Consider the following 15,036-nt stretch of genomic DNA (forward strand, 5'->3'; position numbering starts at 1 on the left):
GGCGGTTTACCCGCCTGCATCTCTTCTCTCAAGCCGTTTGTTCGGTCAGCGTGCCGGGCGTAGGGGCGGTTTCAAGCTGCGAAAGTGAACAGTAAAGTCGCCACAGAATTGAGGCCAGCTCACGCGCTGCCGGTTGATGGTGATGGGCGAGAGTGTCGCAAATTCGCTGTAGCTCTTGGAGCGTTACTGCCAGCGGCCGTTGTTGTACTCCGCGTTCACTCATCACATCGCGTAGTAGTCTGATACACATGTCCCGCACCTTCGATAGCGGATCAGAACGTGCCTCCCAGGCGCGAAGCTGCCACACCACATGAGAGCAGTTGAGCAACACCACTCCCCAGCGCAGTAGCCAACGCCTAGCAGGTTCATCTTGGCTGGCGCTTAACTGGCTAACATGATGATAAACCAACGATTCAAACGTATGTTCGCTGTTGGCCGGATGGTGACTGAGCTGGTCAACAAAGTGACGCCGTAACGCACGAATGTGACGACGACTCTTGCGCGCATCCGAACCGGGAGTCAATACGGCAAAAGCCAACCAGGCAAGGCCCACACCGATGATTTTCGCCAGATTGTCGTTGAGGAAGTCGGCAAAGTTGTACACCGGCGGGTTGGTGACGGAAATGAATGAGCCCATAAAAACAATCAGTGATCCCCAGAGCCTGGCTTGTTTCGGGATCTGCAGTTTAAACAGTTGCATAGTCAGCAATAGGGGAAATAAGAACAACATGAACTGCCACAGGTCGCTGATTTGCACCATCAAGCCAAATTTGACGACAAAACTAAAAATGGACAGCAGCACGAGCGTGCGCAGCAATAGAGTGAGTGAGCTAAACGGTGACGGCACGTTGGAATATAGCACGCAGCAAATCGCGGCAAGCGTGAGCGCGGCAGCGCCGGACTCCCAAAGCGTGCTGATGCTTAATGCCCCGACGCTGACCAGCGCGAAAAAGGTACGAATGCCGCTCCACGCCGCCTCGATATGATCGGTATGGCGCATCAGCGCCGGTGCTGCCGGGACTGAAAATACGGTAACGGGGGTGGCATTTTGCAAGCGTTGCAGCCAGCGACTGGTGGAGAGATACAGTCGGCAAAAATAGCGTAGCCGATCCCAAAAGGCGTGATGACGGTAGTTCTGCGGATCTTTTGGCGCCAGTGGCGCGATGATGCGGGCCACGGTATAGGCGTCACAGTTAGGTTTTGCCAAAGCCTGTAGCAATTGTTCGAGTACCGGACGAATATTCTCCGGCGCATCGGGCCAGTTTAGCATCAGGCGGCGCAGGCTTGAAATGACGCTGGTTAGGCGCAGCTGTTGGTGAAGCAGATAGTTCAGTAGCGTATTTTGCCGACGCAGCCGATAGTGGCTCCAGAAGGCTTGGATACGCAGCAGGTTCATGGTCAGGATCTGGCTAATGACGTTCTGATGCGCGGTACGGATAGCTTCGGTGGTAACCGGCTGCCACAGCAGACTGGCGTGCTCCAGCAGGCGCGTATGCATATTTTTAAGTGCAGTAAGCAAGGCACTGCCATCGGAGGTGCTGGGCAGGATCATCATCATCAGACCGCCGCTGAGAATACCGACAATCACCTCGCAAACGCGCGCTTGCGCGATGTCCCACAGTTTGGTGGCATCGACAACATTAATTATCGGAAAGGCGATGATGGCGCAGGTATAGCCTGCCAGTTGGAAAGCATAGGCGACGTTATTGGTATACATCGCGCAGGCCCAAGTGCAAAAGGCCAACCAGCCAGACATGGCAAAGAGAAACAACCAAGGGTCGGTAAGCGTATGGCCGGCGATGAGAAGCGCGGCGGCGGCGCCGAGCAGGCTACCGGCAATGCGTCCAAGGCTTTTACTGATAACACCGCCGACGGTAGGGAAACTCACGACGGCGGCGGACGTCATCGCCCAGTAGGGTTCATCAAGATTAATTGCGTAGGCTACGCTTAGCGCAAGGCACATCGCAATGGCATTGCGTAATGCATAGCGCCACTGCGGCGGTGTGGCTTTAACCCAAGGCAATGAGCGCCATGTCAAAGCCGGTAGGATCATAGCTTGTCACCGAGGATAGAGACCGTGCAGGTGGTCCCGGCAACCAGCAAAGTGTCGGCAGGAAGCGTGTTAAATTCAATGCGTACAGGAACGCGCTGCGCTAGGCGCACCCACGGGATGGTCGGTTTGATATCGGCAACCAGCGTACCGTCGGTGGACATACTTTGGTCGTGAATAGCTCGACCAATGCTTGATACGTGACCCTGTAACTTTTTGTTATCGCTATACAAAACAATATCGGCGCGGTCCCCTTCACGGATATGGCGCAGTTTGGTCTCTTCAAAATAGCCCACAACGTAGAAAGAATGGCTGTCTATCAGCGCGAAAACCGGATGGCCAATGGCCGCGTAATTGCCCACGCGCGTCGTCAGATTGGTGACCCAGCCGTCAACGGGTGCTTTAACTTCCGTCTGACTCAACTGCCATTGCGCGTGCTGTCGCTCGGCTTTTGCCGCGTCAAAACTGGCTTGAGCAGTTTTCAACGCCATATTTGCAGTATCCAAATCTTCCGCAGAGATGACATTGGCCGAGAGCCCATGGCGACGAGCCGCTTCATGGCCTGCACGCGAAAGCTCTGATTGTGCTTTTGCAAGCTTTGCCTCGGCGTTCATCACCGCAATTCGCCACGGCGTGGGATCAATCTGAAACAGAACGGTGCCGGCTTTTACATACTGATTATCTTTGACGTTGAGGGTCAAAATGCTGCCTGAAACCTGCGGCGTGATGTCGACCTGCTCGGCGCGAATTTTACCGTCTCGTGTCCACGGTGACTGCATGTAGTAGTTCCAGACCAGCCAAGCGGCGAGGACAGCGAGGGCAGTAATGAGCAGGGTTGAGAAATATTTTATTTTTTTCATTGTATTACATTACCACCAAACCAAAATCATCAGCGCAAGGCAGACGGAAAGTGCGAAGAAAGAGAGATCCATCAGCAGCGGATGCCAGATATCACCGGCGTACATCCAGTCTCGCAAAATGCGGTGGATGACTAGCCAAAAGAAGAAGCCAAGCAGGACGGCTTTGAATAATGGTGGAAAATATATTGAAGCACCGACTACAAGATCTTGTAGTGGTAGTCCCGGCAGATGGATATTCGACATCACAAGCAGAAATCCTTTGCAATTAGAGTGTTATGGCTATGTGGAGTGACTTGTTTTGAAATATAAATACATTGTTTGTAACAGTGTAATGCATGTATAGACATAATGTGCACGTGGCATTTCATTTGTTTTGCTAATTTAAATACTGCACACTATTCTAAAATCAGTATAATAACTTAGCAAGCTAATTATAAGGAGATGAAATTGGAATCGCCATTAGGTTCTGATCTGGCACGGTTGGTGCGCATATGGCGTGCTCTGATTGACCATCGCCTCAAACCTCTGGAACTGACGCAGACACACTGGGTTACGCTGCATAATATTCATCAGCTGCCACCAGAACAGTCGCAAATCCAACTGGCTAAAGCGATCGGCATTGAGCAGCCGTCACTGGTAAGGACGTTGGATCAGTTGGAAGAGAAGGGACTTATTTCTCGCCAGACCTGTGCCAGCGACCGTCGTGCCAAACGTATTAAGTTAACTGAGAAAGCGGAACCGCTGATTCAGGAAATGGAAGCGGTGATTAGTCATACTCGCGGCGACATCTTAGCTGGAATTTCAGCTGAGGAGCTAGGCATGCTGACTGCGCTTATCCGTAAGCTTGAGCAGAACATCATCGATTTACAGTCACGCGACTGATCTCAAAAAACCCGCGTATTACGCGGGTTTTTCAATTTAAGACCTTTGATTTCCTACCACACGACCACTCGATTTCGGCCTGCCTCTTTCGCTCGGTACATTGCCTCATCTGCACGACGCACGCACTCTTCAATAGGCACCGAGAGATCTGTCGCGGTAAACACGCCCATGCTGATGGTTATCGATTCAGGCAATTGATTATTACTCGTCTCGGCATTGTGCTCGCTTATTGCTAGGCGGATACGCTCGGCAACCGATTGTGCGACTTCAGGAGGCGTATTCACCAGCAGCAAAGCAAACTCTTCGCCGCCGATACGTGCTGCAATATCGTTTTGACGAACGGAATCTTGCAGAACCTTAGAAACAAACTGAATCACCTTGTCTCCCTGCAAATGCCCGTACTTATCGTTGATACGCTTAAAGTGGTCGAGGTCGCTAACAATGACCGAGACCGGGTGACCGTTGGCGATAGTGGGCTGCAACGCGGTAAATGAATCGTAGAAGTAGCTGCGATTGTACAGCCGCGTTAACGGATCGCGGATAGAGTTCTGGTATGAATTGAGGTACTTGGTATTGGATTGCCGATACAGCGTGAAGACATCGCAGAACAGCACAAAGATAAGGAACAGTGTCGATATGGTTTCAAACAGTCGCGCCTGATACCAGCTGTAGCCAGCAGAATCCTGCCCTGTCATCAGCACAAACAGCGTAAATATATAGCATGAACAAAAGAATGCACCGCTATACCAGAATATATTACGTAAGTGTGTTACCAGTACAATTATCAGCAGCGTCAGGAACCATATTCCAATTAAGGACCAACTGATAATATTCTTCCAAACATCAGAATATTTAAAGGTACTATTATTGATGAAGATGACGTTGAACAATGGACTGTTACTGGAATATGACCAAGCTAACCACATCGCCATGGCGCAAAAAATAATAATAATACTTAAGATAACAAAATGATTTTTTTTGGTATGCATCTCATGCGTTTTGAATGCATACAAGATGACGGCCGAAATGAAAAGAACGCCCATCAGGATGTTGCGAAAAGAGAAGAATATCAGGGCGTCGTTATAGTTAGTGATATTCGTCAGACCACCGCATAAGAACCAGTCAGGATAGCTTTTGAGAGTGCCAAACATCAGCAATGCTGAGGATGCGAAAGCGAATGCTATGGGCATCAAGTAAAGCCGGCGATGATCACATGAATATTTCATCACCATGAATACGGCGATCATGGTGTGAAAAACCATCAGGAAAATGGTTAGCGTCGGGAATAGAATGGGCGCCATTGCCGGAACGTGGCGAATCATGGAATTAGAAAAATGGTTTAGGACCAGCGCCCCAATTAGAGTGATAGTGAGGAAAATCAAAAAACGCTGCAGAGGAAGTTTTATGAGCATATATGTATCCTAGTTACACTAAGCGCTGTTGGCCCCGGCCATCCTGGCCCTATATGTCATAGAGTTTACTTGATTATCTGTAAAGAAATATTGTTCGTGCTCAAATAATAGAGTAGGTAAATGTTTTTTTATATTCATGTGATGAATATAAAAATGAAGATAATAAAAGCTGTCAAAAGTAGTGTACGTGGTGATAACACCACGTACACCGAAAAGAATTAACGCGGGGAGACAGTCACTTGGCTACCATTGCTTGCCATCACGACGCGCTGGCCTGCAGAGAAGCGGGTATCACCCTGTTTCTGCACCACCATAATGGTACTACCATCATCTTTACGAATTTCCAATTCTACGCCCTGGGTTTTGTTCATCGCACCCTGAACGCCTTGGCCCGCAACGCCACCCGCTACCGCACCAGCCGCAGTCGCCAAAGAACGTCCGGTACCGCCGCCGATAGTATTACCCAAGAAGCCGCCAAGCACTGCGCCACCAATAGCACCGATAACGTTGCTATCGTCACCACCCTGGATTTGAACCGGGCGAGTGTGGACAATCGTACCGTAGGTCACGTTCTGGACCTGTTTCGCTTCAGAGGCGGAATAGACATCGCCAGACAGGCCGCTGCTGCTGACACAGCCAGCCAAGGACAAACCAATCATTGAAACAGCCAATACGCGTAACATCATTATGAATCTCCAGTTCAACAGAATTGCTCTCATGAGCATCCCTACTGACCAATTATATGGTATTTGGTTCAAGCGGTCATACACTCCGCACTTATTATTAAGAGAATAATCGACCGATGCTTAACCAACGCTAAACGTGAAGCAAAACACCGGTTCTGCGGGGAATAACCGATAGCGAGCGGCGTAAGTTGTTAAAAAAAATTATTAGTTAATAGCATTACGTGTGACTTTGTGCTGGAGTGTTAATCCTGCTTAAGTGACTAAGGACGGCGTATGAAATCCGGGCGATATATTGGCGTGATGTCGGGAACCAGTCTTGATGGCGTAGATGTGGTACTCGCGGCCATTGATGAAAGCAGGGTGGCGCAGCTCGCCAGCCTGTCATGGCCTATTCCCATCGCGTTAAAAGAAGCGGTGCTAGCCATCTGCCAAGGCCAGCCGTTGACCCTGTCACAACTTGGGCAATTGGATAATCGATTGGGTAATCTGTTTGCCGATGCCATCATCGCTCTGATGTCTCAGGAGCGTCTTAACCCGCAGGACGTTGTCGCCATTGGCTGTCACGGCCAAACGGTTTGGCACGAGCCAAAAGGGGATGCGCCGCACACGATGCAAATTGGCGACAATAATATCATTGCTGCGCGTACCGGCGTCAGCGTGGTGGGCGATTTCCGCCGCCGGGATATGGCGCTTGGCGGGCAAGGCGCCCCGTTAGTGCCTGCGTTTCATCAGGCGCTGCTTGCCCACCAAAGCGAGCGGCGCATGATCCTCAACATTGGCGGCATTGCCAATCTCTCTTTGTTGCTTCCAGGTCTGCCGGTTCGTGGGTTTGATACAGGGCCGGGCAATATGCTGATGGATGCGTGGATCTGGCGCAGCCTTGGCAAGCCGTACGATAAAGATGCGGAATGGGCGAATGAAGGTAAGGTTGTCCTTCCTTTACTGCAGGATATGCTGAGCGACCCATATTTCGCTGCACCGGCACCAAAGAGCACTGGACGAGAATATTTCAATTTCGGCTGGCTCACGCAGTTCCTGACGCGTTATCCGGGGCTGCGCCCTCAGGACGTGCAGGCGACGCTGACGGAGCTCACTGCGGTGACAATCAGTGAACAAGTGATGCTGAGCGGCGGTTGCGATCGTCTGTTGGTGTGCGGGGGCGGAAGCCGAAATCCTCTGGTGATGGCACGCCTTGCTGGCTTACTGGCGGGTACGGAAGTGGCTACCACCGACGAGTACGGCATCAGCGGTGATGATATGGAAGCGCTGGCGTTTGCTTGGCTTGCCTGGCGCACCGTGGCCGGATTGCCCGGTAACTTACCGTCGGTGACTGGTGCAAGCGAAGCCAGCGTTTTGGGGGCTATTTTCCCCGCAAACCCTCAGAATAATAAGAGTTAACTGAAATATTCTTTTACCATGGGCCTGTAGAATGACCTTAAACGGGAGTGAGAATATCACTCCTTGACTAGGAATGTCGTAAGGCCCATTAAAATGAAAAAACTACTTATTGCAGCAATCCCTTTAATGCTCGCCGGCTGTAGCACCTACAACCAGTTTATGGAACGTATGCAGACCGATACGCTGGAATATCAGTGTGACGAGAAGCCGTTGACCGTTCATCTCAATAATCCGCGTCAGCAGGTTAACTTTATTTATGATAATCAACAGCTGAACCTGACTCAGGGTATTTCTGGCTCTGGCGCACGTTATACCGACGGTATCTATGTGTTCTGGTCGAAAGGCAATGAGGCAACGGTCTATAAACGCGATCATGTTGTGTTAAATAACTGTCAGTTACAAAACCCCAAGCGTTGAGATTTTTAGGCGGGCGGCGCACAATAACGCCACCTACTGACTACGATTTCAAACGCCATGTCTGATAACGACGATCTGCAGCAAATCGCGCATCTGCGCCGTGAGTATACCCGTGGCGGCCTTCGTCGCCATGATCTTCCCGCTGAACCTCTTCCGCTTTTTGAACGCTGGCTCGCACAGGCTTGTGACGCGCGCCTTGCCGACCCCACGGCGATGGTGGTAGCGACGGTAGATGAGAACGGTCAACCGTACCAACGTATTGTTCTGCTGAAACATTATGATGAAAAAGGGCTGGTGTTTTATACCAACCTCGGCAGCCGCAAAGCACACCAACTTGAACAAAACCCGCGCATCAGCCTGCTGTTCCCGTGGCACATGCTGGATCGCCAGGTTATGGTGATTGGCAAGGCTGAACGCCTGTCGACTCTTGAAGTGATGAAGTACTTCCATAGCCGTCCGCGCGACAGCCAGATTGGCGCGTGGGTATCGAAACAGTCCAGTCGTATCTCCGCCCGCGGGATCCTCGAAAGCAAGTTTCTCGAACTGAAACAAAAATTCCAGCAGGGCGATATCCCGTTGCCGAGCTTCTGGGGCGGTTTTCGCGTCAACGTTGAGCAAATGGAATTCTGGCAAGGCGGTGAACACCGTCTGCACGATCGTTTTTTGTACCAGCGTGAGGCCGACGCTTGGAAAATTGACCGTCTGGCGCCGTAAACCCTGAAAATGTTGTTTTAAGCGCTAGCGCTGAATGCGCCAGCGCTTTATTCTATATGGCTTTCGCGTCTGGCGAAAAGTCGTGTACCGGCAAAGGTGCAGTCGGATATAGATGGAGAATTTGATGGCAAGCAGTAACTTGATTAAACAACTGCAAGAGCGGGGGCTAGTTGCCCAGGTAACGGACGAGGTAGCGTTAGCAGAGCGACTGGCGCAAGGCCCGATCGCGCTCTATTGCGGCTTCGATCCTACCGCTGACAGCTTGCATTTGGGGCATCTTGTTCCTTTGTTATGCCTGAAACGCTTCCAGCAGGCAGGGCATAAGCCTGTTGCGCTGGTGGGCGGCGCGACCGGTCTGATTGGTGACCCGAGCTTCAAAGCCGCTGAGCGTAAACTGAACACCGAAGATACCGTACAGGAATGGGTTGCTAAAATCCGCAAACAGGTTGCGCCGTTCCTCGATTTCGACTGCGGTGACAATTCGGCGATTGCTGCCAACAACTACGACTGGTTTGGCGGCATGAACGTGCTGACTTTCCTGCGCGATATTGGTAAACACTTCTCTGTTAATCAGATGATCAACAAAGAAGCGGTTAAGCAGCGTCTGAACCGTGACGATCAGGGCATCTCATTCACTGAGTTTTCCTACAACCTGCTGCAGGGTTATGACTTTGCCTGCCTGAATAAGCTGCACGGCGTTGCGCTGCAGATTGGCGGTTCCGACCAGTGGGGTAACATCACCTCTGGTATCGACCTGACCCGTCGTCTGCATCAGAATCAGGTATTCGGTTTAACCGTTCCTCTGATTACCAAAGCTGACGGTACCAAATTCGGTAAGACTGAAGGCGGCGCAGTATGGCTTGATCCGAAGAAAACCAGCCCGTACAAATTCTACCAGTTCTGGATCAACACCGCGGATGCTGATGTTTATCGCTTCCTGAAGTTCTTCACCTTCATGGACATTGAAGAGATCAATGCGCTAGAAGAAGAAGATAAAAACAGCGGCAAAGCGCCGCGCGCCCAGTATGTACTGGCCGAGATGGTAACGCGTTTGGTGCATGGTGAAGAAGGTCTTGTCGCCGCTAAGCGTATTACTGACAGCCTGTTTAGCGGCTCCCTCAGCGCACTGAGCGAAGCTGATTTCGAACAGCTGGCGCAAGATGGCGTGCCGATGGTTGAGATGGATAAAGGTGCCGACCTGATGCAGGCGCTTGTGGACTCCGAGCTGCAACCGTCACGCGGTCAGGCACGTAAAACCATCGCCTCAAACGCCGTCACCATCAACGGTGAAAAGCAGGCCGATCCAGAGTATTTCTTCACTGACAGCGACATTTTGTTCAATCGCTACACGCTGTTACGTCGTGGTAAGAAAAACTACTGTTTAATCTGCTGGAAGTAATCTTCTGAAACAGGGGGGCGTGGGAAACTACGCCCCCTTCTTTTTTGTCGTCTGAGTAGAACTAATGAACAACATCCTCGCCATTCAGTCCCACGTTGTTTTCGGTCATGCGGGCAACAGCGCAGCCGAGTTTCCAATGCGTCGTCTTGGCGCGAACGTCTGGCCATTAAACACAGTCCAATTCTCCAACCACACGCAGTATGGAAAATGGACGGGTTGTGTGATGCCGCCAGCGCATCTAACCGAGATCGTGCAAGGTATTGCGGATATCAACCAGCTATCGCGCTGTAGCGCCGTTCTGAGCGGATATTTGGGATCGGCGGAGCAGGGTGAACACATTCTGGCGATCGTGCGTCAGGTGAAGGCGGCGAACCCGCAGGCGAAATATTTCTGCGACCCGGTGATGGGACATCCGGAAAAGGGCTGTATCGTCGCCCCTGGCGTTGCTGAATTCCATAAACGTTATGCATTGCCCGCCAGTGATATCATCGCGCCGAATCTGATTGAACTGGAAATTCTCTCCGGTCATGACGTAAAAAACGTGGACGAAGCGGTAGCGTCTGCCCGTGAGCTGATTGCGCAGGGGCCGGAAATTGTGCTGGTGAAACATTTAGCGCGCGCCGGATACAGCCAGGACCGTTTCGAAATGCTGCTGGTGACGGCTGATGAGGCGTGGCATATCAGCCGTCCGTTGATTGATTTCGGCTCTCGTCATCCGGTAGGCGTTGGCGATGTCACCAGCGGTCTGCTGTTGGTTAAACTGTTGCAGGGAGCCTCGTTGCAAGAAGCGCTGGAACATGTCACTGCGGCGGTTTATGAAATCATGCTGATGACGAAAGAGATGGGTGAATACGAACTGCAGGTTGTTGCTGCACAGGACCAAATTGCTAAACCTGTACACGACTTTAGCGCGACGCGCCTTTAGCCTAAATAGATGTGCCGGGAGGCGCTATGCTTACCCGGCCTACGGATTCATCATCATGCATCATGAAAGCCCGGTAAACGTTACGCTCCCGGGCAAACAAAATGACAGGATTATTTCAGACCTTCAGCGGCGATAGCAGCAGCGACTGCCGGACGTGCCGCCACGCGCGCCATATATTCCGCAATGTTCTTATAGCCCGCCATCTCCAGCTTCACGGCAAACGCCCAGCGCAGCACGGTAAACAGATAAGCATCGGCAATGGTAAAGCGTGAACCGCTTATCCACTGCGCGTTGGCCAGCGACTCATCAATATATGCCAGCTTTTTGTCTAACAGTGCGCGTACTGTCGGTTTGTACTCTTCCGGCGTATCCGGACGGAACAGCGGCGTAAAGCCCTTGTGCAGTTCGGTGGCGATGAAGTTAAGCCACTCCAGCGTCTTGTAACGGTTGATGCTGCCAACCGGAGCCAGCAACTGGCGGTCAGCGACGCTATCCGCGAGATACTGCATGATGGCCACGCCTTCGGTGAGCAGCGTGTTATCGTCCAACAACAACGCCGGAACCTGGCCCTTCGGATTGACCTGCCAGAAATCGTCGCCACTTTCCGTACGTTTTTGCATCAGATCGACGCCAATTAGCGAAAAATCCTTGCCACTTTCCCGTAGGGTGATATGCGATGCGAGGGAACAGGCGCCAGGTTTGTAAAACAATTTCATGGGTAACTCCTTCAGACTTTGCTTGTTTTTTTGGTCCATCAGCAAAAGGGCGGCTGCGGGGTATGCAGGTATGTTAGTGCCTGAGACGATAAAAAAAAAGCCGCTAACGGAAGTTAGCGGCCCAAAATTATTCGTTTCCCGATGACATTACGCGGAAGCGGCTTTACCGTCCGCAACAGGTTTAGGATCGTCCTGCGTCATGCGGTTCAGTTTTGGTGCGGTCAGCAGCATCAGCACGGCAACCACGGCGGTTGCGACACCAATTTGCAGGAATACGCGGCCATAAACTTCCAGGGACATAACCGGATCGGTCACGTTTTCTGGTACAGCCATCATGCCAGCAACGTAACCACCAATGATATTTGCGCCAGCAGTGGTCAGGAACCAGCTACCCATAATGAAGCCCATCAGACGCTGTGGAACGAGCTGTGCAACCATCGCCAGACCCAGACCAGAAATCATCAGCTCACCGATGCTCTGCAGGCCATAGCTGATGATCAGCCAGTTCACGGAAACAATACCGGCGTCAGAGGCGAATTTCGCACCCAGCGGCAGAATCAGGAACGCACCGGAGCACAGCACCATACCAATCGCAAACTTGGTAGGCATTGGCAGGGTATCGCCCATTTTGTTGTAGATAGCGGCCAGAATCGGGCTACCGATAATGATCCAGAACGGGTTCAGCGCCTGATACTGTTCTGGTTCGAACGCGATACCCAGAATGGAGTGTTCAACGTTACGAATCGCGAAGAAGTTCAGAGATGTTGGCATCTGGCTGTACAGTACGAAGAAGATAATCGCTTCCAGCATCAGAATGAAGGCAACAATCATTTTACGACGCGCAGCACCCTGCATTGCAAAGGCTTCTTTACCGAAGATGAAGACGATACCCAGTGCAATCACGCCCAGTACCATACGTGCGATTTCTTGGTGGTGAAGCAGCCAAGTAGCAATAGTCACCAGAACAACCACACCGACGATAGTCAGCAGCAGGTTGCGGTAGTTAGTTGGCTCAAAGTCAGGTTTAGAACCGTACTGCTTAACCCAACGCTTGCAGAACGCGAAGTTCACAACGGTAATCAGCATACCCACTACGCTCAGCGCAAACGCCGTGCTCCAGCCGTATTTCGCGGCGAGCCATGGTGTTGCCAGCATAGAGAAGAACGAACCGATGTTAACGGACATATAGTACATGGTGAATGCACCGTCCAGACGCGGGTCGTCTTTGGAATAGCAGGTAGAAAGCAGGGAAGATGGGTTAGCTTTGAACAGGCCATTACCTACGGCGATGGTCGCCATACCCATATAAACGATGCCTGCATCGTGACCGGACCAAGCAACCAGCCCATAGCCAATCGCCAGCACCACGGCACCCAGCATAATCACGCGTTTCGTACCCAGCACTTTGTCGCCCAGCCAGCCGCCAATAGCAACCAGACCGTAAACTAATGCGCTGAATGAAGAGAACAGAGTGATGGAGTCTGCTTCAGACATACCCAGCTGTTTAACCAGGTAAACGGCCATAATGCCTTGCAGGCCGTAGAAGCCAAAACGCTCCCATAACTCGATAGAGAAAATGAGATAAAACGCTTTAGGTTGTTTGAAAGCGTTCAAACTCACGCTTTCAGTTGGTTTATTGTTTGCAGTAGACACATATACCTCTTATTTACATCCCAATCACTGGGGGGTGTACTGGGTGGAGTGCTCATTTGGCATCCACCTTATAGTTATTCTGGAGGGAAACGGGAAGTAATGTTCACTATCCTGCGCTTTCAAACAAGGCTTTTGCAATACTCTGTTACAAATAAAAGGCCTGGTATAATTAACCATTTTTATAAATGTTATTCAGCGTTAAATTTCATGCATTAAAAATAGACGGATTATTATTCTAGTAAAGGCCGCTAAAAACCGGATCATAACCATATCTTCTGCTGATTGGGCTTGAGTATAGTGATATAGGCTAGATTCTGAAAAAAAGCTGGATGATCGTCTTGTTGATTTGAAATGATGCGAGGTGATGATGGCGGCACATTGTACGTAAAGAAACATAAATGCAACATTATGTTGCTCGCATGATCTTGTCAGCGATTGTATAGAAATTTTCGTTAGCGATGACATGTTTAACCCATAAAAACGGTATATAGGCGTTATAAATGCCAAATAATGAATAAATATATGGGATTAAACGTGGCTTAAGCGTGAGGAAGGGGCGCGGTGAGCCGGTTGCGTCACCGCTAAAAATGGTCTACAGCTCAATTTTCTCTTTAAATTCACACAGATCTTCAATGATGCACGAGCCACAACGCGGTTTACGCGCAACGCAGGTGTAACGTCCGTGCAGTATCAGCCAGTGGTGGCAATCGACTTTAAATTCAGCAGGAACGACCTTTAGCAGCTTCTCTTCTACCTGATCCACGTTCTTACCGGGTGCGAAGTTTGTGCGATTGCAGACGCGGAAAATGTGTGTATCAACGGCAATTGTCGGCCAACCGAATGCCGTGTTCAGTACCACGTTAGCGGTTTTACGCCCTACGCCAGGCAATGCTTCCAACGCCGCGCGGTCTTCCGGCACCTCACCGTGGTGCAGTTCAAGGAGCATGCGGCAGGTTTTGATGACGTTCTCGGCCTTACTGTTAAAAAGGCCAATCGTCTTGATGTAATTCTTCACGCCATCGACGCCTAAATCCAGCATTGCTTGGGGCGTATTGGCGACCGGGTACAGCTTTGCCGTCGCCTTATTTACGCTGACATCGGTGGCTTGCGCGGAAAGCAGTACCGCGATCAGCAGCTCAAACGGTGAGCTGAAGTTCAGTTCGGTGGTCGGGTGCGGGTTGTTGTCCCGCAGACGGGTCAATATCTCAAGGCGTTTGGCTTTATTCATTAGGCTTTCTCTGCCGCATCAACTGCCACGTTATCAGCCGCTATGGCCTGAGCGCGACGCTGTTTAGTCCGTTCGTCGATTAAATACTTAATGGCTAGCAGCATCCCAAGACCGATAAACGCCCCCGGCGGCAACATTGCCAGCAGGAACGGCGTGTCGGTGTGGAACACTTCGATACGCAGCGATTTCGCCCAGCCGCCCAATAGGCTGTCTGCACCGTCAAACAGCGTGCCGTTGCCTAAAAGCTCACGCAGAGAACCCAGCACAAACATGGTGCAGGTTGCGCCCATACCGATGGCAAAACCATCAAGCGCCGACAGCGCGGGGCCTTTTTTGGCGGCAAATGCTTCGGCACGACCCACCACGATGCAGTTGGTCACGATAAGTGGGATAAAGATCCCCAACGATTGATAAAGGCCATAGGCATAGGCGTTAATCAGCATCTGCACGACGCTCACCACCGAGGCGATAATCATCACGTAGATTGGAATACGAATTTCTGCCGGCGTCCAGCGACGCAGGCAGGAGATGGCAAAGTTGGTCAACGTCAGCACCAGCGTTGTCGCCAGACCTAATCCCAGAGCATTGGTCGCGGTGGAGGTCACCGCCAGTAGCGGACACATCCCCAATAGCTGAACCAGCGCGGAGTTATTTTTCCAAAGACCCTGGACAATAACCTCTTTAACCTCGCTCATC

15 protein-coding genes are annotated in these 15,036 nt (G+C 51.1%); 6 read left to right on the top strand and 9 right to left on the bottom strand.

The annotated features are described in order from the left end of the window. Positions 1-28 precede the first annotated feature (28 nt). Genes AB4K05_RS08240 through AB4K05_RS08250 form a run of 3 tightly spaced genes read right to left on the bottom strand, consistent with a single transcriptional unit; the run spans position 29 to position 3,156 of the window. Complete coding sequence (locus tag AB4K05_RS08240) at positions 29-2,053, bottom strand: FUSC family protein (RefSeq protein ID WP_368479495.1); 2,025 nt, start codon at positions 2,051-2,053, stop codon at positions 29-31. After that, positions 2,050-2,910 carry an efflux RND transporter periplasmic adaptor subunit gene (locus AB4K05_RS08245; protein ID WP_368479496.1) on the bottom strand — a complete coding sequence of 287 codons (861 nt, stop codon included), beginning with the start codon at positions 2,908-2,910 and terminating at the stop codon, positions 2,050-2,052. The genes AB4K05_RS08240 and AB4K05_RS08245 overlap by 4 nt, the downstream gene beginning before the upstream one ends. A gap of 9 nt (positions 2,911-2,919) precedes the next feature. Next, positions 2,920-3,156 carry a DUF1656 domain-containing protein gene (locus AB4K05_RS08250; protein ID WP_368479497.1) on the bottom strand — a complete coding sequence of 79 codons (237 nt, stop codon included), beginning with the start codon at positions 3,154-3,156 and terminating at the stop codon, positions 2,920-2,922. Positions 3,157-3,351: 195 nt separating this feature from the next. Between AB4K05_RS08250 and slyA the strand changes: the two genes are divergently transcribed. Continuing rightward, a complete protein-coding gene (slyA, locus tag AB4K05_RS08255; RefSeq protein WP_368479498.1) occupies positions 3,352-3,792 on the top strand; it encodes a transcriptional regulator SlyA in 441 nt (146 codons plus the stop codon). Between the two features lie 53 nt (positions 3,793-3,845). On the opposite strand, the gene AB4K05_RS08260 is transcribed toward slyA, so the two are convergent. Next, positions 3,846-5,204 (bottom strand): MASE4 domain-containing protein, encoded by a 1,359-nt coding sequence (locus AB4K05_RS08260; protein ID WP_368479499.1) that lies wholly within the window; start codon positions 5,202-5,204, stop codon positions 3,846-3,848. 218 nt (positions 5,205-5,422) lie between these two features. Next, complete coding sequence (gene slyB, locus AB4K05_RS08265) at positions 5,423-5,890, bottom strand: outer membrane lipoprotein SlyB (protein ID WP_368479500.1); 468 nt, start codon at positions 5,888-5,890, stop codon at positions 5,423-5,425. Between the two features lie 273 nt (positions 5,891-6,163). On the opposite strand from slyB, the gene anmK reads away from it, so the two are divergent. From anmK to pdxY, 5 genes are all read left to right on the top strand, one after another. Beyond that, a complete protein-coding gene (anmK, locus tag AB4K05_RS08270; protein ID WP_368479501.1) occupies positions 6,164-7,288 on the top strand; it encodes an anhydro-N-acetylmuramic acid kinase in 1,125 nt (374 codons plus the stop codon). Between the two features lie 87 nt (positions 7,289-7,375). Beyond that, on the top strand, positions 7,376-7,705 hold the full coding sequence (gene mliC / locus AB4K05_RS08275; protein ID WP_368479725.1) for a C-type lysozyme inhibitor: 330 nt from the start codon (positions 7,376-7,378) through the stop codon (positions 7,703-7,705). Positions 7,706-7,762: 57 nt separating this feature from the next. Next, positions 7,763-8,419 carry a pyridoxamine 5'-phosphate oxidase gene (gene pdxH / locus AB4K05_RS08280; protein ID WP_368479502.1) on the top strand — a complete coding sequence of 219 codons (657 nt, stop codon included), beginning with the start codon at positions 7,763-7,765 and terminating at the stop codon, positions 8,417-8,419. 124 nt (positions 8,420-8,543) lie between these two features. Continuing rightward, the gene (tyrS, locus tag AB4K05_RS08285) at positions 8,544-9,818 is read left to right on the top strand and encodes a tyrosine--tRNA ligase (protein ID WP_368479503.1); all 1,275 of its coding nucleotides are present in this window, start codon (positions 8,544-8,546) and stop codon (positions 9,816-9,818) included. Positions 9,819-9,882: 64 nt separating this feature from the next. Beyond that, the gene (pdxY, locus tag AB4K05_RS08290; RefSeq protein ID WP_368479504.1) at positions 9,883-10,743 is read left to right on the top strand and encodes a pyridoxal kinase PdxY; all 861 of its coding nucleotides are present in this window, start codon (positions 9,883-9,885) and stop codon (positions 10,741-10,743) included. A gap of 110 nt (positions 10,744-10,853) precedes the next feature. On the opposite strand, the gene gstA is transcribed toward pdxY, so the two are convergent. From gstA to AB4K05_RS08310, 4 genes are all read right to left on the bottom strand, one after another. After that, the gene (gene gstA / locus AB4K05_RS08295; RefSeq protein ID WP_368479505.1) at positions 10,854-11,459 is read right to left on the bottom strand and encodes a glutathione transferase GstA; all 606 of its coding nucleotides are present in this window, start codon (positions 11,457-11,459) and stop codon (positions 10,854-10,856) included. A gap of 147 nt (positions 11,460-11,606) precedes the next feature. Beyond that, positions 11,607-13,112 carry a dipeptide/tripeptide permease DtpA gene (gene dtpA, locus AB4K05_RS08300; RefSeq protein WP_368479506.1) on the bottom strand — a complete coding sequence of 502 codons (1,506 nt, stop codon included), beginning with the start codon at positions 13,110-13,112 and terminating at the stop codon, positions 11,607-11,609. A gap of 592 nt (positions 13,113-13,704) precedes the next feature. Next, positions 13,705-14,340, bottom strand: coding sequence for an endonuclease III (gene nth / locus AB4K05_RS08305; RefSeq protein WP_368479507.1), 636 nt, complete (start codon positions 14,338-14,340; stop codon positions 13,705-13,707). After that, positions 14,340-15,035: an electron transport complex subunit E gene (locus tag AB4K05_RS08310; protein ID WP_368479508.1), complete on the bottom strand. Its 696-nt coding sequence runs from the start codon at positions 15,033-15,035 to the stop codon at positions 14,340-14,342. Before AB4K05_RS08310 ends, nth begins: the two co-directional genes overlap by 1 nt. Between the last annotated feature and the right edge of the window lies 1 nt (position 15,036).

The organism is Kluyvera sp. STS39-E (assembly GCF_040932435.1).
In the GTDB taxonomy this organism is placed as follows: domain Bacteria; phylum Pseudomonadota; class Gammaproteobacteria; order Enterobacterales; family Enterobacteriaceae; genus Kluyvera.

What these genes read in the sequence shown, in the direction of transcription:
- slyB (WP_368479500.1), bottom strand. Translation starts at nt 5,890, where the DNA reads ATGATGTTACGCGTATTGGCTGTTTCAATGATTGGTTTGTCCTTGGCT.
- pdxH (WP_368479502.1), top strand. Translation starts at nt 7,763, where the DNA reads ATGTCTGATAACGACGATCTGCAGCAAATCGCGCATCTGCGCCGTGAG.
- nth (WP_368479507.1), bottom strand. Translation starts at nt 14,340, where the DNA reads ATGAATAAAGCCAAACGCCTTGAGATATTGACCCGTCTGCGGGACAAC.
- AB4K05_RS08245 (WP_368479496.1), bottom strand. Translation starts at nt 2,910, where the DNA reads ATGAAAAAAATAAAATATTTCTCAACCCTGCTCATTACTGCCCTCGCT.
- AB4K05_RS08260 (WP_368479499.1), bottom strand. Translation starts at nt 5,204, where the DNA reads ATGCTCATAAAACTTCCTCTGCAGCGTTTTTTGATTTTCCTCACTATC.
- slyA (WP_368479498.1), top strand. Translation starts at nt 3,352, where the DNA reads ATGAAATTGGAATCGCCATTAGGTTCTGATCTGGCACGGTTGGTGCGC.
- AB4K05_RS08310 (WP_368479508.1), bottom strand. Translation starts at nt 15,035, where the DNA reads ATGAGCGAGGTTAAAGAGGTTATTGTCCAGGGTCTTTGGAAAAATAAC.
- gstA (WP_368479505.1), bottom strand. Translation starts at nt 11,459, where the DNA reads ATGAAATTGTTTTACAAACCTGGCGCCTGTTCCCTCGCATCGCATATC.
- pdxY (WP_368479504.1), top strand. Translation starts at nt 9,883, where the DNA reads ATGAACAACATCCTCGCCATTCAGTCCCACGTTGTTTTCGGTCATGCG.
- AB4K05_RS08240 (WP_368479495.1), bottom strand. Translation starts at nt 2,053, where the DNA reads ATGATCCTACCGGCTTTGACATGGCGCTCATTGCCTTGGGTTAAAGCC.
- tyrS (WP_368479503.1), top strand. Translation starts at nt 8,544, where the DNA reads ATGGCAAGCAGTAACTTGATTAAACAACTGCAAGAGCGGGGGCTAGTT.
- anmK (WP_368479501.1), top strand. Translation starts at nt 6,164, where the DNA reads ATGAAATCCGGGCGATATATTGGCGTGATGTCGGGAACCAGTCTTGAT.